We start from the raw sequence: 21,722 nt of genomic DNA on the forward strand, positions 1-21,722 counted from the left end.
GTGGATGGAGGTTGACATGGAACTGAACATCGTCGGACGAAACCTGGAAGTGACCGATCGATTCCGCGCCTACGTGGCCGAGAAGGCCGAGAAGGTCGCGAACCTGTCCGACCGAGCGATCTCGCTCGACATCAAGGTCAGCCGTCACAACGAGAAGAACGGCAACAACGCCGGCCTCGACCGGGTCGAGCTCACCCTCGTCGGCAAGGGGCCGGTGGTCCGTGCCGAGGCCGACGGGGCCGACAAGTACGCGGCGTTCGACGTCGCGCTCGGGAGGCTCCTCGAGCGCATCCGCCGCGCGAAGGACCGTCGCAAGGTGCATCGCGGCAGTCGCCGCCCCACCTCGCTCCGCGAGGCGACCGACGTGGGATTCGCCGGCACGGGCGTGCAGGCCGCCGACGTCGAGATCCTCGAGAAGGTCCGCACCGGCAACATCCCGATCGTGGGCGAGGAGCCCGCGGCCGAGGAGGACGAGGACTACTCGCCCGTGGTGATCCGCCGCAAGGTCTTCGCGGCGACGCCGATGACCGTCGACGACGCCCTGTACCACATGGAGCTCGTCGGCCACGACTTCTACCTCTTCATCGATTCCGAGACCCATCGTCCGAGCGTCGTCTACTGCCGGAAGGGCTGGGACTACGGCGTGATCTCGCTCGACGAGCACGCGCAGGCCGACCAGGCCGAAGCGGCCGAGGCACTGGGGCTGGCGCGCACCATCGCCTGACCGTCTCCCGCTCCGCTCCGACGGCCCCGGCCCGACGCCCGCTGCGTCCGGTCGGGGCCGTCGTCCAGTGCGCTGCCCAGTAGCATGGCTATGATGACCGTCTGCACAGGCGGATCCTCCGGCGTGCGCGGGTGCCCCACCCCGACGTCGCACGCCTGAACGACAACACTGGAGAGCAGTTCGTGGCTTCGATTCTGGAAAAGGTCCTCCGCGTCGGCGAGGGCCGCACCATCAAGCGGCTCGAGAACTACGCCGCCGCGACCAACGCCCTCGAAGACGACTTCCGTGCCCTCAGCGACGAGGAGCTCAAGCACGAGACCGTGGAGCTGCGCGAGCGCTACGGCAACGGCGAGTCGCTCGACGACCTCCTGCCGGAGGCGTTCGCCGCCGTGCGCGAGGCGAGCCGTCGCACGCTCGGCCTCCGGCACTTCGACGTCCAGCTCATGGGCGGCGCCGCGCTGCACCTCGGCAACATCGCCGAGATGAAGACCGGTGAGGGCAAGACGCTGGTCGCGACGACCGCCGCCTACCTCAACGCACTGACGAGCCGAGGCGTGCACATCGTCACGGTCAACGACTTCCTCGCGAGCTACCAGTCCGAGCTGATGGGGCGCGTCTTCCGCGCGCTCGGCATGACGACCGGATGCATCGTGGCGGGCCAGACCCCCGCGGTGCGACGCGAGCAGTACGCCGCCGACATCACGTACGGCACCAACAACGAGTTCGGCTTCGACTACCTGCGCGACAACATGGCCTGGCAGGCGGCCGACATGGTGCAGCGCGGCCACTACTTCGCGATCGTCGACGAGGTCGACTCGATCCTCATCGACGAGGCGCGCACGCCGCTCATCATCTCCGGCCCCGCCTCGGGCGAGGCCAACCGCTGGTTCACGGAGTTCGCGAACCTCGCCAAGCGCCTCGTGCCCGGCGAGGACTACGAGGTCGACGAGAAGAAGCGGACCGTCGGTGTGCTCGAGCCCGGCATCGAGAAGGTCGAGGACTACCTCGGCATCGACAACCTCTACGAGTCGGCGAACACGCCGCTCATCTCCTTCCTGAACAACTCGATCAAGGCGAAGGCCCTGTTCAAGAAGGACAAGGACTACGTCGTCATGAACGGCGAGGTGCTCATCGTCGACGAGCACACCGGCCGCATCCTGGTCGGCCGCCGCTACAACGAGGGCATCCACCAGGCGATCGAGGCGAAGGAGGGCGTGCAGGTCAAGGCCGAGAACCAGACCCTCGCGACCGTCACGCTGCAGAACTACTTCCGCCTCTACGACAAGCTCGCCGGCATGACCGGTACCGCCGAGACCGAGGCGGCCGAGTTCATGTCGACCTACAGGCTCGGCGTGGTCGCGATCCCGACGAACAAGCCCATGGTCCGCATCGACCAGCCCGACCTCGTCTACAAGAACGAGGAGTCGAAGTTCGCGCAGGTCGTGGAGGACATCGTCGACCGGCACAAGAAGGGCCAGCCCGTTCTCGTCGGCACGACGAGCGTCGAGAAGAGCGAGTACCTCTCGCGCCTCCTCGCGAAGAAGGGCGTCAGGCACGAGGTGCTGAACGCGAAGAACCACGCGCGCGAGGCCGCGATCGTCGCGCAGGCCGGCCGCTACGGCGCGGTCACCGTCGCGACGAACATGGCCGGCCGCGGCACCGACATCATGCTCGGCGGCAATGCCGAGTTCATCGCCGTGCAGAAGATGCACGAGCGCGGCCTCAGCCCGGTCGACACGCCCGAGGAGTACGAGGCCGCGTGGGACGAGGTCTTCGAGAGGATCAAGGCCGAGACCGCCACCGAGGCCGAGAAGGTGCTCAGCGCGGGCGGCCTGTACGTCCTCGGCACCGAGCGCCACGAGTCGCGCCGCATCGACAATCAGCTGCGCGGACGTTCCGGCCGTCAGGGCGACCCCGGCGAGAGCCGTTTCTACCTGTCGCTCACCGACGACCTCATGCGCCTGTTCAACGCGGGCGCGGCCGAGAGCCTGATGTCGCGCGGTGTGCCCGACGACGTCGCCATCGAGTCGAAGGTCGTCACGCGCGCCATCCGCTCGGCGCAGTCGCAGGTCGAGGCCCGCAACGCCGAGATCCGCAAGAACGTCCTGAAGTACGACGACGTGCTGAACCGGCAGCGCGAGGCGATCTACTCCGACCGTCGCCACATCCTCGAGGGCGACGACCTGCACGACCGCGTGCAGAGCTTCCTCGAGCAGGTCATCGACGAGGTGCTCGACGAGCACACCGCGGCGAGCAGCCCCGACGAGTGGGACTTCGACGCCCTGTGGGCCGAGCTCAAGACTCTCTACCCGATCGGCATCACGATCGACGAGGTCGTCGCCGAGGCCGGCGAGAAGGGTCGCGTGAACCGCGACTTCGTGCGGCGCGAGATCCTCTCCGACGCCAAGCTGGCGTACGAGCGGCGCGAGCAGCAGCTCGGCAGCCCGGCGATGCGCGAGCTCGAGCGCCGCGTCGTGCTCTCCGTCATCGACCGTCGCTGGCGCGACCACCTCTACGAGATGGACTACCTCAAGGACGGCATCGGCCTGCGCGCCATGGCCCAGCGGGATCCGCTGGTCGAGTACCAGCGCGAGGGCTACGCGATGTTCCAGCAGATGATGGGGCAGATCCGCGAGGAGACCGTCGGCTTCCTGTTCAACCTCGAGGTCGAGGTCGCCGCGCAGGAGGGCGTCGCCGGCCCGCGCATCGAGGCGAAGGGGCTGCAGCGGCCGACGGCTCCCGCCGAGAAGCTCAGCTATACCGCCCCGAGCGACTCGGGCGGCGTCGAGGTCCGCAACCAGCGCGGCCAGTTGCAGCAGGCGGCGACCCAGCGCGCTCGTCGCGCGGTCGCGCAGCAGCAGTCGGGCGACCAGCAGCAGCAGCCTCAGGCGCCGGCCGCGCGGGGGGCGTTCGGCCAGCGGCAGGAGGGCGATGCCGGGCCCATGAACCGCCAGGAGCGCCGGGCCCAGGAGCGCCGGGGTCGCTGACCCGCACGATCATCGTGAACGGCCCGGGTTCTCCCGGGCCGTTGGCGTGTCCGGCCCTGAAGGGCCGTCAGCCGTCGGGGCGGTCGCCGACCCGGTCGTTCGGCGACGCTCGAGGAACGACGTGTGCACCGGGCCCAGGCCTTTGACCTCGACCACGCCGCGCTCGGTGATCTCGAACACGGCGCCGAGCTCCGCGGCGACGCGGTCGGTCATCTGGACGGCACCCGGCGGCGCGGTCGACTGCATGCGACTCGCCGTGTTCACGGTCGCGCCGTAGACGTCCCAGAGGAACCGGGAGTCGCCGATGACGCCCGCCACCACCGGCCCGACGTCGATGCCGACGCGCAGGCGGATGCCGCTGCGCCCGCCGATCGCGTGCGTCGACGCGATGTCGCGGAGCCCGAGCGCCAGGTCGGCGAGCGCCGCGAGGTCGGCGGCGCCGGACGGGCCGCCGCTGATCGCGAGGTAGGCGTCGCCGATCGTCTTGACCTTCGTCACGCCGAGGCGCCCGGCGAGGGCGTCGAAGTCGCGCAGCAGGTCGTTGAGGTCGTGGACGAGGTCGGCGGCCGAGACGGATTCCGACAGGCTCGTGAACTCGACGATGTCGGCGATGAGCACGCCGACGCGGTCGTAGCGGTCGGCGATCGGTCGCTCGCCGGCGACGAGACGGTCGGCGATCGCGTCGGGGAGCACGTTGCGGAGGAGTCGATCGGTGCGGTCGCGCTCGTCGGCGAGCGCGGCGGCGAGCCGGTCGCGCGATCGCACGTACGAGGCCATCGCGACGAACATGATCGTCGAGACCGAGACGATGTTCACCGCGAAGAACACCGTGACGACCACGGGATCGAGTGGCGGCACGGCGGCACGCAGGATCGGTTCGAGCGGGACCATCGCCACGACGATGAGGGTGAACACGACGAACACGACCCGCGGCCGCGCGACGCGCGTGAACGAGAGGGCGCCCACCGGCGCAGCGACGGAGAACAGGATGACGGCGCTCGACTGCACGAACCCGCCGAGTGCGACGTGCACGAGCGGCGGAAGCAGCAGGAACATCGTCAGCTGCGAGCCCCGCAGCCAGACGTCCGATCGGGTCCGTCGGAGCAGCAGCAGGCCGAGGACGGTCAGGACCACATAGGTCGTCGGGATCGCGGCCGCGACCGGACGGCCGACGGCGTAGCAGAAGACCGTCCACGGCGTCACGACCACCGAGGTGAAGACGGCGGTGAAGGTCAGGACGGACTTCTCCATGCTGCGGCGGTCGTCGTCGTCGTCTGCGATGGCGAACCCGACGGATGCCACCGAGGCGAGCAGCCGGGAGCGACGTCCTGCCTGCGCCGGAGTGCGCTCCATCGCACGAGCCTATTGGATGGCGCCGGTGCGACGGGAGGGCGTCGGGGCACTCAGAGCACGCTGATGACGCTCGCGCGCCAGCGCTGATCGAGCCCTTCGAGACGGATGGCGACCGCGCGCGAGCGTGCGCGCTGGTGCACCATGATCACGGCCTCGACGATCCCGTCCGCCGGTTCGCTGAGGTGGACCCGGCCGACCGTGAACGCGGGCCGCTGCGGGACGAGGCCCTTCACGCGCCGCGCCCGGGCCGCGAGGACGACCCGCTTCGACAGGTTGCGGTACACGTCGTCGGTCACCCACCGCGCGAGCTGCTCGAGGTCGCGGGCGCCGGCGAGCACTTCGATCACGCAGTGCGTGAGGTTTCGGAGCACGGGCTCCGGGTCGGGAAGCTCGTGGCGCCCCGCCCGCTGCCGGGCGAAGTACTCGTCGAGGTCGAGGCGGCGGGCACTCGTTCCATGGATCGCGGCGCTGCGAGGCGCGCCGGGCTGGCGTGCGGTCATGACGGCTCCAGTAGGGCGGGGCGATCGGCGGGGGTCCGACTCGTCGTGCCCCCTCTTCGGGGGGCCCGGATGTCTTGATCGAACGCTAGAGGCGCGGCCGCGCGGGTGTCAAGGGAAATCGCCTCCTGTGGAGAACCGGGTCCGGCGCGGGACGTCGGGGATACCGTCGACGCGTGCGATGGGACCGGCTGTTCGACGACCTCGAGACGCAGCTCGACCACGATCGGCGCGAGGAGGAGCGTGCGATCTCGGTCGAGTCCGAGCGCGTGCGCGTCGCTCGACTGAAGCTGCGGGACCGCATCGCGGCGATGGCGGCGGGTGAGGGCGGAGCCGTGCGCCTCGAGCTCGTCGACGACTCCACCCTGCAGCTGCGGCCGACGGCGTTCGGGCGCGACTGGATCGGCGGCGTCGTCCCGTCGGTGCCGGCCGGCGTCCACTGCTTGGTCCCGGTGGCGGCGGTCGCCGCGGTGATGGCCGGCCGCCGGCAGCTGGAGGAGAGCCTCCGTCCGCAGCCCGCACCGACCGGCCTCGTCGAGCGCATCGGCCTCGCCTTCGCGCTCCGCGACCTCGGGCGCCGCCGAGCCGGGGTCGAACTGCGAACCCTCGACGGACGTTGCCACGGCACGATCGACCGGGTCGCCGCCGACCATCTCGACCTCGCGCTGCACGACCCCGGGGCACCGCGCCGTGAGCGGGAGGTGCGCGGCTATCGCCTGGTGCCGCTCGACCGGATCGTGCTCGTCACCACGACCTGACGCGCGTCAGTCGACCGGGCGCAGCCCGGCGCCGCGGGCGCCCGAGAACTCGATGACGTTGGCGAACTCGCCCTCGTTGAACGCCACCTCGCGCCGGGTCGACTCGTAGCGGAGGTCGATGAACACCTCGAGCTGGGTGCGCTCGATGCGCCACGGTCCGCGGTCGCCGACGCGGATCGCCGGCAGCTCGCCCGACATGACGAGTTCGTGCACGGTCTCGACGTCGACCGCGAGCACCTCCGCCGCGTCGGCGATGGTGAGGAAGCGGCCGAGCGGCTCTTCCGCAGCGTGGTGGACCATGCCTCAAGTATCGGCGCGTGCCGGACGGACCGGGTCCCGTGTGGATAACTTCACGGCGTCCTCTCGGACTCCGGGGACGATGGGTGGCGGTCGCCGTCCTGTTGCGACCGGGAGAGGATCAGCGATGCCGGAACGTCCGACGCGGAGCGGCCGGGAACGACGGCGGGCCGACCCCCGACTGCTGCTCGGGCTCGCGCTGGTGGTCGGTTCGACGGTCGGCGTCTGGGCGGTCGTCGAGGCGCTCGACGACACGACCGAGGTGCTCGTCGCACCATCGACCGTCACGGCGGGCTCCCGCGTGACCGTCGCCGACCTCCGGGTCGAGTCGGCGCGGCTCGGTGCGCTCGCCGACGGATACCTCGCTCCAGCCGACGTGCCCGAGGAGGGCGTCGTCGTGACCCGGACGGTGCGCGGCGGCGAACTCGTGCCCGCGGCATCCGTCGACGACGCGGGAACGGTCGCGAACGCCACGGTCGTCGTGCCGAGCCGCGGCCCGCTCGCCCGCGAGATCGCTGCGGGTGCGTTCGTCGACGTCTGGGCGGCGGGCGAGCTCGAGCGCGGCCTGTTCGAACCGCCGGCCGTGCTCGTGGCCGGCGCGGAGGTGGCGGCCGTCCTCGAACCCGAGGGCATGATCGCCGGCGACGGGCCGAGCGTCGAACTGCTCATCCCGCGCGCGAAGACCGCCGCGGTCCTCGAGGCCCTCGCCTCGGGCGACGCGATCGACCTCGTTCCCGCGACCATGTCGGGCACGGGCTGATGGCACGGCTCGCACTCGCGCTCGACCCCTCCGTCGAGGACCGGATCCTCGCCGACCTCGTCGAGGCGGGCCACACCATCGTCGCGCGCGTGGTCGGCCGGCGCGACGTGATCGACTGCCTGGATGTGCTCGGCCCAGACGTCGTCGTGGTCGGCGCCGGCCCCGCGACCCTCGACGCCGAGCTCCTCGCCGCGTGCGACGAGCGCGGCATCCGCATCATCGCCCTCGCCGGTTCGGATCGCGAGCGGGCGGAGGCGAACCGCATCGGCCTGCACGAGGTGCTCGACGCCGCGGCCGATCCCGCCGAGCTCGAGGCCCTGCTCGTCGGCGGACCGCCCGTTCCGTCGCGGGTCGGCGACGACGCCGGCGCGACCGATGCGCCGCGGCGCGGCGCCGAGAACGACGGCGTGATCGCGGTGTGGGGTCCGGCCGGCGCGCCCGGACGGACGACCACGGCCATCGCCGTGGCCGCCGAGCTCGCCGGCGCCGGGCACCTGGTCGCGCTCGTCGACGCCGATCCGTACGGCGGGGCGATCGCTCCGGCGCTCGGGCTGCTCGACGAGGCGCCCGGCTTCGCCTCGGCATGCCGGCTCGCGGGGTCCGGCGCGCTCGACCGCGTCGAGCTCGAGCGCATCGCGCAGCGGTACTCCTCGCCGCGGGCGTCGTTCGACGTCTTCACCGGGCTCGTGGGGCCGAACCGATGGCCCGAGCTCTCGCAGGAACGCGTCGCCGAGGCGCTGCGCTTCATGCGTACGCGGTTCGAGTTCGTCGTGATCGACACCGGCTTCAGCCTCGAGCGCGACGAGGAGCTCACGAGCGATCCGTTCGCACCGCGCCGGAACGCCGCCACGTTCGCGTCGCTCGCGGCGGCCGACCGGGTCGTCGCGGTCGGGCTCGCCGACCCCGTCGGGCTGTCCCGGCTTCTCCGGGGTCACGCCGAACTCGTCGAGCACGTCGATCCGGATCGCATCGACGTCGTGGTGAACCGCGTGCGCACGAGCGCGCTGGGGATCGACGCGCACGCGCAGGTGCGCCAGACGCTCCGCCGCTTCGCCGGGCTCGCAGACGCGGTGCTGCTCCCTCACGACGGCCGGGCGACCGACGCGGCGATCCTCACCGCGCGGACGCTCCGCGACGCGGCACCGCGATCCCCGCTGCGCGCGACGCTGCGTTCGTACGTCGACGAGCGCCTGCTCCCGACCGAGGCGCAGCCGCGCCGCAGGCGCAGCCCGTTCGGCGCGCTCCGCCGGAGCCCGGCCCCGGCCTGAGCCGTCGGCCCGGGTGGGTACGCTTGACCCGTGTCGACCCTCAGTGACCTCGTCCTCGCCCAGGGGCGCAGCAGCCAGGCCGACGTCGACTGGCTGCACATGCTCGTCGGCGACCTGCAACTGCTCGCCGACCTCGCCTTCGCCGACATCGTGCTCTGGGTTCCGTCCGGTGACCACGGCTTCGTCGCCGTCGCCCACTCGCGACCGTCGAGCGCGGCGACGCTGTTCTACCGCGACTTCGTCGGGCAGGGCATCCGCAGCGAGTGGCGCGACCTCGTCTCGCAGGCCTTCGGCACGCGCGAGATCCAGGAGTCCTCGGCACCCGACTGGTACGAGGAGATGCCGACGCGCGTGCGCGCGATCCCCGTGATGCGCCGCCTCTCGGTGACCGGCACCGCGCTCGCGCCCGAACCGGTTGCCGTCATCACCCGGCACACCAACCTGGGCTCGACGCGCACCCCGAGCCGGCAGGAGCTCACCTTCAACGACTGCGCGGGGGAGTTGTTCCAGATGATCGCCTCCGGCGACTTCCCCGACCTCGGCGCGCCGACCGGGCCGCGCCGTGGCGCCCCCCGCGCGTCGGACGGGCTGATCCGCCTCGACGTCGACGGCGTGACCACGTTCGCGAGCCCGAACGCGCTCTCGGCGTTCAACCGCATGGGCTTCGACGACGAGCTCGAGGGGCAGTCGCTCGCCGACGTCGCCACGCGTCTGCTCAGCGGCAAGCTCGACGTCGACGAGTCGCTCCCGCTCGTCGTCACCGGGCGGGCGCCGTGGCGCACCGACGTCGAGTCGCGCGGAGTGACCGTGTCGATCCGCGCCATCCCCATCCGTCGCCGCGGCGAGCGCACCGGCGCGATCGTCCTCACGCGCGACGTGACCGAGCTCCGCCATCAGGAGCAGGAGCTCATCACGAAGGACGCGACGATCCGCGAGATCCACCACCGCGTCAAGAACAACCTGCAGACCGTGGCGTCGCTGCTGCGGATCCAGGCGCGCCGCACGCACTCCGACGAGGCGCGCGACGCGCTCACGCAGGCCATGCGGCGCGTCGGTGCGATCGCGGTCGTGCACGACACGCTCTCCGAGGGGCTCACGCAGAACGTGGACTTCGACGAGGTCTTCGACCGGGCGCTGCTGCTCGTGGCCGAGGTCGCCGCTGCGCACAACACCACCGCGCACCCGAAGAAGTCGGGCACGTTCGGCGTCCTGCCGAGCGAGTACGCGACGCCGCTCGCGCTCGCGCTCACCGAGCTCGTCACGAACGCCGTCGAGCACGGGCTGGCCGGTCAGGAGGGCGACGTCGAGGTCTTCGCCGAGCGTTCCGAGACCGCGCTCAGCGTGCAGGTGCGCGACAGCGGCTCGGGCTTGCCGGAGGGCAAGGTCGGCGAGGGCCTCGGCACGCAGATCGTCCGCACGCTGATCCAAGGCGAGCTCGGCGGGACGATCGACTGGCACACGGTGGTCGGCAGCGGGACCGAGGTCACCATCGAGGTGCCGCTGCGCTGGATCACGAAGGCCTGACATCCCCGGACATGCGGACGGCACCCGCTCGATCGCGGGTGCCGTCCGGTCCGGGTGCTGCGGGGAGGTCGCGCGCCCCTGGGAGCTCGGTTCCGTGCGAGAGGACTGGGGGCGACGGATCCGGGACGCGCCGTGCGCGCCGGTCTAGCCGGCGCGACGTGCGCGGGCGGCCCGGCGCTTCAGGGCGCGGCGCTCATCCTCGCTGAGACCGCCCCACACGCCCGAGTCCTGGCCGGTCTCGAGGGCGTACTGCAGGCAGATCTCGGTGACGGTGCATCGGGCGCAGACCGCCTTGGCCTTCTCGATCTGGTCGACGGCCGGACCGGTGTTGCCGACGGGGAAGAAGAGTTCCGGGTCAGCGGTGAGGCAGGCGGCTTTATCGCGCCAATCCATGTAGATGCTCCTTGTTTCATCGGTTCGCAGCGGACGCACGCGTGCGCAGCCGGGAACCGGCGGTGCTGCAGGGGGAAAGCCGAATCTCGGGAAGTAGGATCGTGGGAAGCGATCGGCTCACGTCCCTGTGAGCATCAATTCGGCCTCATAAATGGTCGCATAGCGAGGGAATCGAATCAAGAGTGCTCTTCGGGAGATGTCTGTGAATCCCGGCGGCGTGCGGGCCGCCTTCGTGACCGTCGTCGCGCTGCTGTTCGCGGAGGCGGGGGCGCTCATCGCCGTCCTCGGGTGGCTCGTCGTCGACCTGCTCGTGCTGCAGCCGTCCTCGTTCGCGACGGCCGTCGCGCTCGTCGTGCTGGTCGCGATCGCGGCCGCGTGGGTCGCGGCGACGGCCGTGGCATCCGCTCGTCGCGCGCCCTGGTCGCGCGCGTCGGCCATCGTCTGGCAGGTGCTGCAGGTCTCGATCGCCGTCGGCGCGTTCCAGGGCCTGTTCGCCCGGCCCGACGTCGGCTGGCTGCTGCTCGTGCCCGCGATCACGGTGATCGGCCTGCTGCTGTGGCCGCCGGTGCGCGAGCTCTACGCGCGGCCCGAGGACGCGCGGGCCGGCTGACCGATCGGCCCGTCGCCCGCGCGCCCCGCGCCGGGAACGCGTCGGGCGGCCGCCGCATCGCGACGACCGCCCGAGGCGGAGCGGGTGACGGGGCGGCTCAGCCGTCGATCCCGAGCTCGCGGCGGATCCGTGCGACGTGCCCCGTCGCCTTCACGTTGTACATGGGCCTCTCGATGCGGCCCTCCTCGTCGATGACGAACGTCGAGCGGATGGAGCCGGTCACGGTCTTGCCGTAGAGCTGCTTCTCGCCCCAGGCGCCGTACGCCTGCTGCACCGCGAGGTCGGTGTCCGAGAGCAGCGGGAAGTTCAGCCCGTCGCGTTCGGCGAACTCCTTGAGCCTGCCGACCTCGTCCTTCGAGACGCCGACGACGCGAACGCCGGCGCCCGCGAACGAGTTGAGGTGGTCGCGGAAGTCGCACGCCTCCGTCGTGCAACCGGGCGTCATCGCGGCGGGGTAGAAGTAGAGCACGACCTTCTGCCCGCGGAGCGAGGACAGCGTGACGGGCGAGCCGTCCTGGTCGGGGAGCGTGAAGTCGGGCGCGAGGTCGCCGGCGGCGAGTCGAACGTCGGTCATGCCTCAATCGTAGGCAGGGCGACGGATGCCGCGTGCCGCGCGTCGCGCGTCGCATCCTCCCGTCACGGCCGGCCCTCCCGGAGCGCGCGGCCGGAGAGACGCGTTCACGCGAACGTCGCGAGCAGACGCTGGAGCGAGTCGAGCCGCACGCGCCCCGATTCGCCGAGCTCGCCGGCCTCGACGGCCTCCACGATCGCGCAGTCGGGGGAGTCGGGCAGGTGCGTGCATCCGCGCGGGCAGTCCTCGGCGATTCGCGCGAGGTCGGCGAACGCGCCGAGGATGTTCGCGGGGTCGACGTGCCCGAGCCCGAACGAGCGGACGCCGGGGGTGTCGATGACCCATCCGGTGCGGCCGTCGTGCTCGAGCCGCAGCGAGACGGTCGATGACGACGTGTGCCGCCCTCGACCGGTGACGACGTTCACGTGCCCGGTCGCCCGCCTGGCCTCGGGCACGAGGGCGTTCACGAGCGTCGACTTGCCGACGCCGGAGTGCCCGACGAACACGGTGCGGTGGCCGACGAGGCGCTCGGCGATCTCGTCGAGCGGCATCGCGTCGGCGCGGCTGAGGATCACCGGGAGGTCGAGCCCGGCGAAGTTGGCGAGGAACGGGGCCGGGTCGGCGAGGTCGGTCTTCGTGACGCAGACGAGCGGCGCGATGCCGGCGTCGAACGCGGCCACGAGGTAGCGATCGACGAGTCGCACGCGCGGCTCGGGGTTCGTCGCGGCGATGACGATGAGCATCTGGTCGGCGTTGGCGACGATGATGCGTTCCACGGCGTCGGTGTCGTCGGCGCTGCGGCGCAGCAGCGTGGTGCGCTCCCGGATGCGCACGATGCGCGCGAGCGTGCCCTCGTCTCCGCTGGTGTCGCCGACGAGGTCGACGCGGTCGCCGGTGACGACCGACTTGCGGCGCAGCTCGCTCGCCCGGGCCGCGGTGATCTCGCGCTCGTCCGGCTCGCCGTCGTCGACGAGCACGGTGTAGCGGCCGCGGTCGACGCCGAGCACGATGCCGATCTCGGCGTCGGCGTGCTCGGGTCGGACCTTCGTGCGCGGGCGGCTGCCCCGGCGGTTGGGGCGGACCCGGACGTCGGCCTCGTCGTACTCCTCGTACTCCTCGTCCTCGTCGTCCGTGTCCCACCAGCTCATCCGAGCATCCGCTCCCAGAGCTCGGTGAACTGCGGGAGGGTCTTCGAGGTCGATCCGATGTCGTCGACGACGACGCCGTCGACCGCGAGCCCGACGATCGCGCCCGTGGTGGCCATGCGGTGGTCCTCGTGGGCCCGCCATCCGCCGCCGTGGAGCGGCGCGGGTTCGATCCGCAGGCCGTCCTCGAGTTCGGTCACCCGCCCGCCGAGGCCGTTCAGCTCGGCTGCGAGCGCCGCGAGGCGGTCGGTCTCGTGGTGACGGATGTGCCCGATGCCCGTGATCGTGCTCGGGCCGTCGGCGAACGCCGCGAGCGCGACGAGGTTCGGCACGAGCTCGCCCGCCTCCGACAGGTCGAGGTCGACGCCCCGGATGCCGCGGCTCCCGCCGCTCGCCGGCGTCGGCGCGTGCACGGTCAGTCGGTCGCCCTCGTGCTCGACCCGCGCTCCGAACCGGGGGAGGAGGCTCTCGAGCTGCGCGCCGACCTGCGTCGTCTCGGCCGGCCAGCCGGAGATCGTCACGGAGCCGCCCGCCACGAGCGCCGCCACGAGGAACGGCGCGGCGTTCGAGAGGTCGGGCTCGATGTCGACGTCGCGCGCCGCGATGGGGCCGGGCGCCACGCGCCAGCGGCCGACCGACGGCTGCTCGACCTCGACGCCGCGCCGGGCGAGCGTCTCGATCGTCATCTCGATGTGCGGCAGGCTCGGCAGCCGCTCGCCGGAGTGCGTCAGGTCGAGCCCGCGCTCGAAGCGGGCAGCGGACAGCAGCAGCCCGGACACGAACTGGCTCGAGGCTGAGGCGTCGATCGTCAGCTCGCCGCCCTCGACGCGGCCGGTGCCGTGGACGGTGAACGGCAGCGCCCAGCGTCCGTCGTCGTCGAGGTCGACGCCGACGCCGCGCAGGCCCTCGATGACCCCGCGCATCGGCCGCCGGTACGCGGAGGCGTCGCCGTCGAACGTCGTCGGCCCGAGCGCGAGGGCCGCCACGGGAGGCAGGAAGCGCATGACCGTCCCCGCGAGGCCGCAGTCGATCGTGGTCGAGCCGAATAGCTCCTCGGCGGGCGTCACCCGGAGGTCGTCGCCGAACCCCCCGGCGCCCGGCATCCGCTCGAAGCCCACGCCGAGCGCGCGCAACCCCTCGACCATGAGCTCGCTGTCGCGCGACCAGAGCGGTGCGCGGAGCGTCGACGGCCCGTCGGCGAGGGCGGCGAGGACGAGCTCGCGGTTCGTGAGCGACTTCGAGCCCGGCAGGGCGAGCGACGCCGAGAGCGGAGCGGATGCGACGGGCGCGCGCCATCCGTCATCCGTCTCGGTCTGGCGGTTGTCGCCGTACGGATCGAACTCCGGCGCGGAATACCTCGAGATCTGCATCGGTTACCAACAGTAGCGTCCGGTGAGCAGGAAGGAGTCGGTGCGTGTCACTCGCGGTACTCGATCGTGCGGTCGTCTCGGAGACCGACGATCTAGGATGGCCCCTGATGAGCGACGACTCCGCCACCCCGGCCGGCGAGACCCGGCCCGATGAGGCACCTTCCGACGACGACCAGCGCGACCTCGGTTCCCTGTTCGAGGAGCAGGCGCTGCCGTTCATCGACCAGCTCTACGCGGCCGCCCTGCGCATGACCAAGAACCCGGCCGACGCGCAGGACCTGGTGCAGGAGACGTTCGTCAAGGCGTACGCCGCGTTCGCGTCCTTCACGCAGGGCACGAACCTCAAGGCGTGGCTGTACCGGATCCTGACGAACACCTTCATCAACAGCTACCGCAAGAAGCAGCGCGAGCCCTACCAGGGGACGATCGACGAGCTGGAGGACTGGCAGCTCGGCGGCGCCGAGTCGACGACCGCGTCCTCCAGCCGATCGGCCGAGGCCGAGGCGATCGACCACCTGCCGGACTCGGCCGTGAAGGACGCGCTGCAGGCGCTGCCCGAGGACTTCCGGCTCGCCGTCTACTTCGCCGACGTCGAGGGATTCTCCTACCAGGAGATCGCCGACATGATGAACACCCCGATCGGGACCGTGATGAGTCGCCTGCACCGCGGCAGGCGGATGCTCCGCGAGTCCCTCGCCGACTACGCCAGCGAGCGCGGCTTCGCCGCGACGCAGCCGGCGGCCCGATCTTCCAGGAGCGCGAAATGACCGACTGCGGCTGCGACAAGGCGAAGGCCGAACTCGAGGAGTACCTGCACAACGAGCTGCGCAGCGAGGATGCCGCCGACATCCGCGAGCACGTCGCGAACTGCGACGACTGCCGGAACGAGCTGCGCGTGGGCGTCGCGATCACCGAGGTCGTGCAGCGCGCGTGCCGCGAGAGCGCCCCGGAGGAACTGCGCACCGTCGTGCTGACGCGCATCCGGGCCTTCCAGTCCGGGCACGACGTCCTGGCCGACTGACGACGGCGCGGCCGGCGGACGGGTGCGCCCGGCCGCCCGCGGCCTGATCCTCCCGGGTTGCCGCGCCGCGCGCCATCCCCGCGTTCCGAACTTTCGATGGACGCGCTTCGCCGAGGCGCCCACGTAGCGTCGAGCACGATGAACGAGCATGTGCCCGCGAAACGTCCCGGGGGTCGCGTCCCCACCTGGCTCCGCGTCCTGATCCCCGCGGTCCTGATCCTCGTCTGGTTCGGGCTGTTCGGCGCCGGAGGCGCCGCCTTCGGCGGGCTCTCCGACGTCCAGCAGAACGACCAGGCGTCGTTCCTGCCCGCATCGGCCGAGGCGACGGAGGTGAACGAGCTCCAGGACGGCTTCCGGGACTCCGAGAACGTGCCGGCGATCGTGATCGTCGCCTCCGACGACGGATCGGACCTCACCGACGCCCAACTCGCCGACATCGAGGACCTCCGCGACGAGGTCGTCGACATCGAGGGCGTGGTCGCGGACGAGACGTCGCCCGTCATCCCGTCCGAGGACGGCCAGGCGGCCCAGTTCGTCGCCTCGATCGCGCCCGGCGAGGGCGAGGAGGGGTCCGGTGCGACGGTCGAGGCCGTACGCGGGCTCCTCGAGGAGGCGCCCGTCGCGGGCACGACCGCCGCGGTCACCGGTCCGGCGGGCTTCATCGCCGACCTCTCGGCGGCGTTCGCCGGCATCGACGGCCTGCTCCTCGCCGTCGCGCTCCTCGCGGTCCTCGTGATCCTCGTGATCGTGTACCGATCGCCGCTGCTGCCGCTCATCGTGCTCTTCACGAGCGTCACGGCGCTCACGGCGTCGGTGTTCACGGTCGTGCAGCTGGCCGAGGCCGACCTGCTGCTCCTCTCCGGCCAGACGCAGGGGATCCTCTTCATCCTCGTCATCGGCGCGGCCACGGACTACGCCCTGCTGTACATCGCCCGCTACCGCGAGGCGCTCGCGCAGCACGAGGCGAAGTGGGATGCCACGTGGGCGGCGCTGAAGGGATCGTGGGAGCCGATCGCCGCCTCCGCGGGGACCGTCATCGTCGGACTGCTGATCCTGCTCGCGTCCGAGCTGAACTCGAACAAGATCCTCGGCCCGGTCGCGGCGATCGGCATCGTGTTCGCCCTGCTCGCGGCGCTCACGCTCCTCCCTGCGCTCCTGCTCTGGGCCGGGCGCGTGGCGTTCTGGCCGCGCCGCATGCCGCGGGTCGCGGCCGTCGCCGCGGACGCCGAGCACGGCCGCCACGCGGCGGCGGGGGCGCCCGACGAGGTCGCGCCCCGCGGCCTCTGGGGGGCCGTCGGCCGTCTCGTGTCCGGACGCCCGCGCACGGTGTGGATCCTCTCGACGCTGCTCCTCGGCGTCATGGCGCTGGGACTCGTCCGGCTCGACGCCGACGGCGTGCCGTCGAGCGAGTTCGTGCTCGGCGAGTCGCAGGCCCGCGACGGCCAGGAGCTCGTCAGCGAGCACTTCCCGGGCGGCTCCGGCACGCCCGCGGTGATCATCGGACCCGAGGACGACCTGCAGGAGATGGCCGACATCGCCCTGGCGACGCCGGGCGTGGCATCCGTCGCCGTGCTGTCGGCCGACTCGCCGGCGGGAACGGCGCCGGTGACGGAGGACGGCGTCGAGGCCTTCGGCCCGCCGGGCACGCCGGCCCCGGAGCCGACCGTCGTCGACGGCGACGTGCTGCTGCAGGCCACGCTCGAGGACCCGGCCGACTCGGCCGAGGCCGAGGCCACCGTCGTCGAGCTCCGCGAGGGCCTCGACGAGGTGGGCGAGGGCGTGCTCGTCGGCGGGCCGACCGCGGTCGCGCTCGACACGAACGAGGCCGCGGTCGCCGACCAGCGGCTCATCATCCCGCTCGTGCTGCTCGCGATCCTCGTGATCCTGATGCTGCTGCTCCGCGCGATCGTCGCGCCGCTCATCCTCATCGCGAGCGTCGTGCTCTCGTTCGCCGCCGCGCTCGGCGTCTCGGCGCTCGTGTTCGAGTTCGTGTTCGGGTTCCCGGGCGCCGACCCGTCGGTGCCGCTGTTCGGCTTCGTGTTCCTCGTGGCGCTCGGCGTCGACTACAACATCTTCCTCATGACCCGCGTGCGGGAGGAGGCCGCCCGCCACGGAACGCGCGAGGGCATCCTCCGCGGGCTCCGGCTCACCGGCGGCGTGATCACCTCGGCGGGCCTGGTGCTCGCCGCGACCTTCGCAGCGCTCGGCGTGCTTCCGATCCTCTTCCTCGCGCAGATCTCGTTCATCGTGGCGTTCGGCGTCCTGCTCGACACGTTCCTCGTGCGAACGCTGCTCGTGCCGGCGGTCTCCTACGACATCGGCCGGGCGATCTGGTGGCCGAGCCGCCTCTCGCGGGAGGAGCGCCGGCGCGGGGTGCACGCGGCGCCCACGGATGCCGCGGGGCCGGTGCCGGACGCCGAGGTCTCGGATCCAGGGGCGCCGGACGAGTCCGCCGACCGCGTCGCCGCTCCGGCGCGCTGACGCCCGGGCGATCCCGCGCGGACCAACGGCACGAGCGGATGCCTCCGGGGAGGGGGCATCCGCTCGTGCCGTTCCGTCGGGAGCGGCGCGCGCCTAGTAGAGCGCGCGCTTGATGAGGTCGGCCTGCTCGGCGGCGTGCCGCTTCGCGGAGCCGGTCGCCGGCGAGGCCGCCGCGGCGCGGGCGACGAGGCGAACCTCGCGCGGGCCGAGCTTGTTCGTCTCGATGATGAAGAACGGCCACGCGCCCTGGTTCTCGGGCTCGTCCTGCGCCCACACCAGGTCGGCGTTCGGGTACGAGTCGGCCACGGCCTTCAGCTCGGCGGCGGGAAGCGGGTAGTACTGCTCGAGGCGCACGAGCGCCACCTCGGGGTTCGGGTTCTTCTCGAGCTCGGCGAGCAGGTCGTAGTAGAGCTTGCCGGCCATGAAGACGACTCGCTTGACGGCGCCCTTGTCGGCGATGCGCGCGTCGTCGAGCACCGGTTCGAACCGGCCCTGTGTGAAGTCGGCCACCTCGCTCGTGGCGCCGCGCAGGCGCAGCATCGCCTTCGGGGTGAAGACCACGAGCGGGCGTCGTGGCCGCTGGTAGGCCTGCCGACGCAGCAGGTGGAAGTACGACGCGGGCGTCGAGGGTCGGGCGACGGTCATATTGTTCTCGGCGCACATCTGCAGGTAGCGCTCGATGCGGGCGCTCGAGTGGTCGGGGCCCTGGCCCTCGTAGCCGTGGGGGAGCAGGAGCACGACGCTCGAGCGCTGGCCCCACTTCTGCTCGGCCGACGAGATGAACTCGTCGATGATCGTCTGGGCGCCGTTGGCGAAGTCGCCGAACTGCGCCTCCCACATCACGAGCGCGTCGGCCCGTTCGACCGAGTAGCCGTACTCGAAGCCCATCGCCGCGTACTCGCTGAGCAGCGAGTCGTAGATCCAGAACCGCGCCTGCTGGTCGCCGAGGTACTGCAGCGGCAGCCACTCCTGGCCGTTCACGCGATCGTGCAGGACCGCGTGACGCTGCACGAACGTGCCGCGACGAGCGTCCTGGCCGACGAGCCGGACGGGGGTGCCCTCGAGGAGCAGCGAGCCCAGGGCGAGCAGCTCGCCGAAGCCCCAGTCGATGTTGCCGTTGCGGCTCATGTCGTGCCGCTTCGCGAGCAGCTGCTGGATCTTCGGGTGGACCGTGAAGCCCTCGGGCTTGTTGTTGAACGCGTCGCCGATGGCGTGCACGACCTCGGTCGAGACTCCGGTCGTCTCCAGCTCGCCGGAGACGGGCTCGGCATCGTGGGCCTCGCCGCCGACGATCGGGATCGACCCGGTCTGCGCGGCGTGCGTCTCGGCGAAGGCCCGCTCGAGGCGGTCCTGGAAGTCGCGGTGCGCCTCCTCGTACTCCTCTTCGGTGATGTCGCCGCGGCCGACGAGCGCCTCGGTGTAGAGCTTGCGGACCGAGCGCTTGGCCTCGATGAGGTTGTACATGAGCGGCTGCGTCATCGAGGGGTCGTCGCCCTCGTTGTGGCCGCGGCGGCGGTAGCAGACGAGGTCGATGACGACGTCGCGCTTGAACTCCTGGCGGTAGCGGAAGGCGAGCTCCGCGACGCGGACCACGGCCTCGGGGTCGTCGCCGTTCACGTGGAAGATCGGTGCCTGGACCGCCTTGGCGACGTCGGTCGAGTAGATCGACGAGCGCGCGTCGCCGGGCACGGTGGTGAAGCCGACCTGGTTGTTCACGACGAGGTGGATGGTGCCGCCCGTGCGGTAGGCGCGCAGCTGCGACATCTGCATGGTCTCGACCACGACGCCCTGTCCGGCCATCGCCGCGTCGCCGTGCACGAGGATCGGGAGCACCGAGTAGGTGCCGACCGGCTTGCGGTCCTGCTTCGCGCGGACGATGCCCTCGAGCACGCCGTCGACGGCCTCGAGGTGCGACGGGTTCGCGGCGAGCGAGACCGGGACCTGCTGCCCGTCGTCGGCGGTGAAGGTGCCCTCCGTGCCGAGGTGGTACTTGACGTCGCCCGAGCCGGAGAAGGACTTCGAGTCCTGCGTGCCCTCGAACTCGCGGAACACCTGGCCGTAGGTCTTCCCGGCGATGTTCGTCAGCACGTTGAGGCGGCCGCGGTGCGCCATGCCGATGGCGACCTCGTCGAGACCCTCCTTCGCGGCGCCCTGGAGCACCTCGTCGAGGAGGGCGATCATCGACTCGCCGCCCTCGAGGCTGAAGCGCTTCTGGCCGACGTACTTGGTCTGGAGGAAGGTCTCGAACGCCTCCGCCTCGTTGAGCTTGCCGAGGATGCGCATCTGCTCGTCGTGCGTGGGCTTCTCGTACTTGCGCTCGACCTGGTGCTGGATCCACCGCCGCTGCACCGGGTCCTGGATGTGCATGTACTCGATGCCGATCGTGCGGCAGTACGAGTCGCGGAGGACGCCGAGGATGTCGCGGAGGAGCGCGGTGCGCTTGTCGCCGAATCCGCCGGTGACGAACTCGCGGTCGAGGTCCCAGAAGGTGAGCCCGTGGCTCTCGATGTCGAGGTCGGGGTGCGAGCGCTGGACGTACTCGAGCGGGTCGATGTCGGCCATCATGTGGCCCCGCACGCGGAAGGAGTTGATGAGCTCCTGGACGCGGGCGGTCTTGTCGATCGCGCTGGCGATGTCGACGGAGATGTCCTCGTTCCACTTGATGGGCTCGTAGGGCAGGCGCAGCGCCGCGAAGAGGTCCTGGTAGAAGTTGCGCTCTCCGATCAGGAGCTCGTGGACCTTCTTCAGGAACTCGCCCGACCCGGCGCCCTGGATCACGCGGTGGTCGTACGTCGAGGTGAGCGTGATGGTCTTGCCGATCGCGAGGTTCGCGAGCGTCTTCTCGCTCGACCCCTGGAACTCGGCCGGGTACTCCAGGGCGCCGGCGCCGATGATGCACCCCTGGCCCTTCATGAGCCGCGGAACCGAGTGCACGGTGCCGATGCCGCCGGGGTTCGTGAGCGAGATCGTCGCGCCCGAGAAGTCGTCGGCCGTCAGCTTGTTCTTGCGGGCGCGCGAGACGAGGTCCTCGTAGGCGGCGAGGTACTCGTTGAAGGTCATCGTCTCGGCGCGCTTGATGGCGGGCACGAGGAGGGCGCGGGTGCCGTCGGGCTTCGGGATGTCGATGGCGATGCCGAGGCCGATGTGCGCGGGCTTCACCAGGGCGGGCTTGCCCTCGACGTCGGAGTAGTAGACGTTCTGGCTCGGGAACTCCTTCAGCGCCTGGATCAGCGCCCAGCCGATGAGGTGGGTGAAGGAGACCTTTCCGCCGCGCGTGCGCCGGAGGTGGTTGTTGATCACGATCCGGTTGTCGATCATGAGCTTCGCCGGGACCGTGCGGACGCTGGTCGCGGTGGGCACTGTGAGCGAGGCGTCCATGTTGGCCGCGAGGGTCTTCGGCAGACCCTTGAGCGGGACCACCTCGTCCTGTCGCTCGCCGGCCTCGGCCTGCTGCTGGGGGCTGGTCACGGGGACGTCGGCCGGCACCGGCGCGGTGCGCGGGGCGATCGAGGTGGTCCGGGCGGCGGGCGCCTGGCCGATGACGGCGTTCGGGGCGGTGGCCGCGGCCTGGGGGGATGCCGGGGGCTGGTCGGCGGCGGCCGGCTGCGGCGTCGACGGCGCCTCGCCGGTCGGAGCGGCGGCCTCGGAGCGCGGCTCCTCGGGGGCTGCCTCGGTTGTCTCGGCGGGCGGCGCCTCTGCAGCGGGGGCCGGTGCGCCGGACGCGGGTGCGCCATCCGCCTGCTCGCTCGCGGCGCGATGGAGCGCCGCCTCATCCGGCATCGCCGGCGGGCCCGCGGGCGCCGGGGCCGTCTCGCCGGTGCGCACCTGGCGATAGTGCTCGAGCACCTCGCGCCAGGTCTCATCGACCGAACTGGGGTCGGCGAGGAACCGCTCGTACATCTCGTCCACGAGCCACTCGTTGGCTCCGAACATCGCCGACGTGGTCTCGTCGGATCCCGACCC

The 21,722-nt window shown here is 71.6% G+C and carries 18 protein-coding genes; 10 read left to right on the forward strand and 8 right to left on the reverse strand.

The genetic code is table 11. The features are described from left to right. Positions 1-16 precede the first annotated feature (16 nt). Both hpf and secA read left to right on the forward strand, forming a co-directional pair. Positions 17-724, forward strand: a complete 708-nt coding sequence (gene hpf, locus ACULK2_RS06425) for a ribosome hibernation-promoting factor, HPF/YfiA family (protein WP_445969354.1) — start codon at positions 17-19, stop codon at positions 722-724. Between the two features lie 182 nt (positions 725-906). Continuing rightward, a complete protein-coding gene (secA, locus tag ACULK2_RS06430) occupies positions 907-3,711 on the forward strand; it encodes a preprotein translocase subunit SecA (RefSeq protein WP_445969353.1) in 2,805 nt (934 codons plus the stop codon). Between the two features lie 9 nt (positions 3,712-3,720). Here the strand turns inward: secA and ACULK2_RS06435 are convergent, their stop codons facing one another. Together ACULK2_RS06435 and ACULK2_RS06440 are read right to left on the reverse strand one after the other, a co-directional pair. Continuing rightward, positions 3,721-5,064 (reverse strand): adenylate/guanylate cyclase domain-containing protein, encoded by a 1,344-nt coding sequence (locus ACULK2_RS06435; RefSeq protein ID WP_445969352.1) that lies wholly within the window; start codon positions 5,062-5,064, stop codon positions 3,721-3,723. A gap of 50 nt (positions 5,065-5,114) precedes the next feature. Continuing rightward, positions 5,115-5,564, reverse strand: coding sequence for an Rv3235 family protein (locus tag ACULK2_RS06440; protein ID WP_445969351.1), 450 nt, complete (start codon positions 5,562-5,564; stop codon positions 5,115-5,117). Between the two features lie 173 nt (positions 5,565-5,737). On the opposite strand from ACULK2_RS06440, the gene ACULK2_RS06445 reads away from it, so the two are divergent. Beyond that, entirely contained in the window at positions 5,738-6,319 is a 582-nt protein-coding gene (locus tag ACULK2_RS06445) for a hypothetical protein (protein ID WP_445969350.1), read from the forward strand. 6 nt (positions 6,320-6,325) lie between these two features. Here ACULK2_RS06445 and ACULK2_RS06450 read toward each other — a convergent pair whose 3' ends face one another. Continuing rightward, on the reverse strand, positions 6,326-6,619 hold the full coding sequence (locus ACULK2_RS06450) for a helix-turn-helix domain-containing protein (protein ID WP_445969349.1): 294 nt from the start codon (positions 6,617-6,619) through the stop codon (positions 6,326-6,328). Positions 6,620-6,743: 124 nt separating this feature from the next. Here ACULK2_RS06450 and ACULK2_RS06455 point away from each other — a divergent pair, with 124 nt between their 5' ends. From ACULK2_RS06455 to ACULK2_RS06465, 3 genes are read left to right on the forward strand one after another with little or no spacing between them, the layout of a single operon-like run. Further along, a complete protein-coding gene (locus ACULK2_RS06455) occupies positions 6,744-7,376 on the forward strand; it encodes a hypothetical protein (protein ID WP_445969348.1) in 633 nt (210 codons plus the stop codon). After that, positions 7,376-8,644 carry a CpaE/TadZ family protein gene (locus ACULK2_RS06460; protein WP_445969347.1) on the forward strand — a complete coding sequence of 423 codons (1,269 nt, stop codon included), beginning with the start codon at positions 7,376-7,378 and terminating at the stop codon, positions 8,642-8,644. Before ACULK2_RS06455 ends, ACULK2_RS06460 begins: the two co-directional genes overlap by 1 nt. Positions 8,645-8,674: 30 nt before the next feature. Beyond that, positions 8,675-10,168 (forward strand): sensor histidine kinase, encoded by a 1,494-nt coding sequence (locus tag ACULK2_RS06465; protein ID WP_445969346.1) that lies wholly within the window; start codon positions 8,675-8,677, stop codon positions 10,166-10,168. A gap of 144 nt (positions 10,169-10,312) precedes the next feature. On the opposite strand, the gene ACULK2_RS06470 is transcribed toward ACULK2_RS06465, so the two are convergent. Then, the gene (locus tag ACULK2_RS06470; RefSeq protein WP_055859573.1) at positions 10,313-10,561 is read right to left on the reverse strand and encodes a WhiB family transcriptional regulator; all 249 of its coding nucleotides are present in this window, start codon (positions 10,559-10,561) and stop codon (positions 10,313-10,315) included. 196 nt (positions 10,562-10,757) lie between these two features. On the opposite strand from ACULK2_RS06470, the gene ACULK2_RS06475 reads away from it, so the two are divergent. Beyond that, positions 10,758-11,171: a hypothetical protein gene (locus ACULK2_RS06475; protein ID WP_445969345.1), complete on the forward strand. Its 414-nt coding sequence runs from the start codon at positions 10,758-10,760 to the stop codon at positions 11,169-11,171. A gap of 97 nt (positions 11,172-11,268) precedes the next feature. On the opposite strand, the gene bcp is transcribed toward ACULK2_RS06475, so the two are convergent. The 3 genes from bcp to aroA form a co-directional block, all read right to left on the reverse strand. Further along, positions 11,269-11,745 (reverse strand): thioredoxin-dependent thiol peroxidase, encoded by a 477-nt coding sequence (bcp, locus tag ACULK2_RS06480; protein WP_445969344.1) that lies wholly within the window; start codon positions 11,743-11,745, stop codon positions 11,269-11,271. Between the two features lie 104 nt (positions 11,746-11,849). Then, positions 11,850-12,890 (reverse strand): ribosome small subunit-dependent GTPase A, encoded by a 1,041-nt coding sequence (gene rsgA / locus ACULK2_RS06485; RefSeq protein WP_445969343.1) that lies wholly within the window; start codon positions 12,888-12,890, stop codon positions 11,850-11,852. Further along, entirely contained in the window at positions 12,887-14,257 is a 1,371-nt protein-coding gene (aroA, locus tag ACULK2_RS06490; protein ID WP_445969342.1) for a 3-phosphoshikimate 1-carboxyvinyltransferase, read from the reverse strand. The genes rsgA and aroA overlap by 4 nt, the downstream gene beginning before the upstream one ends. A 107-nt stretch (positions 14,258-14,364) precedes the next feature. On the opposite strand from aroA, the gene ACULK2_RS06495 reads away from it, so the two are divergent. The 3 genes from ACULK2_RS06495 to ACULK2_RS06505 all read left to right on the forward strand — a co-directional run bounded on the left by ACULK2_RS06495 (position 14,365) and on the right by ACULK2_RS06505 (position 17,759). Next, a complete protein-coding gene (locus tag ACULK2_RS06495; protein WP_445969341.1) occupies positions 14,365-15,024 on the forward strand; it encodes a sigma-70 family RNA polymerase sigma factor in 660 nt (219 codons plus the stop codon). Next, complete coding sequence (locus tag ACULK2_RS06500) at positions 15,021-15,278, forward strand: zf-HC2 domain-containing protein (protein WP_445969340.1); 258 nt, start codon at positions 15,021-15,023, stop codon at positions 15,276-15,278. Before ACULK2_RS06495 ends, ACULK2_RS06500 begins: the two co-directional genes overlap by 4 nt. Before the next feature lie 138 nt (positions 15,279-15,416). Next, complete coding sequence (locus ACULK2_RS06505) at positions 15,417-17,759, forward strand: MMPL family transporter (RefSeq protein WP_445969339.1); 2,343 nt, start codon at positions 15,417-15,419, stop codon at positions 17,757-17,759. Positions 17,760-17,852: 93 nt separating this feature from the next. Here ACULK2_RS06505 and ACULK2_RS06510 read toward each other — a convergent pair whose 3' ends face one another. Beyond that, positions 17,853-21,692, reverse strand: a complete 3,840-nt coding sequence (locus ACULK2_RS06510) for a multifunctional oxoglutarate decarboxylase/oxoglutarate dehydrogenase thiamine pyrophosphate-binding subunit/dihydrolipoyllysine-residue succinyltransferase subunit (RefSeq protein ID WP_445969338.1) — start codon at positions 21,690-21,692, stop codon at positions 17,853-17,855. Positions 21,693-21,722 lie beyond the last annotated feature (30 nt).

The organism is Agromyces molybdatiresistens (genome assembly GCF_052748445.2).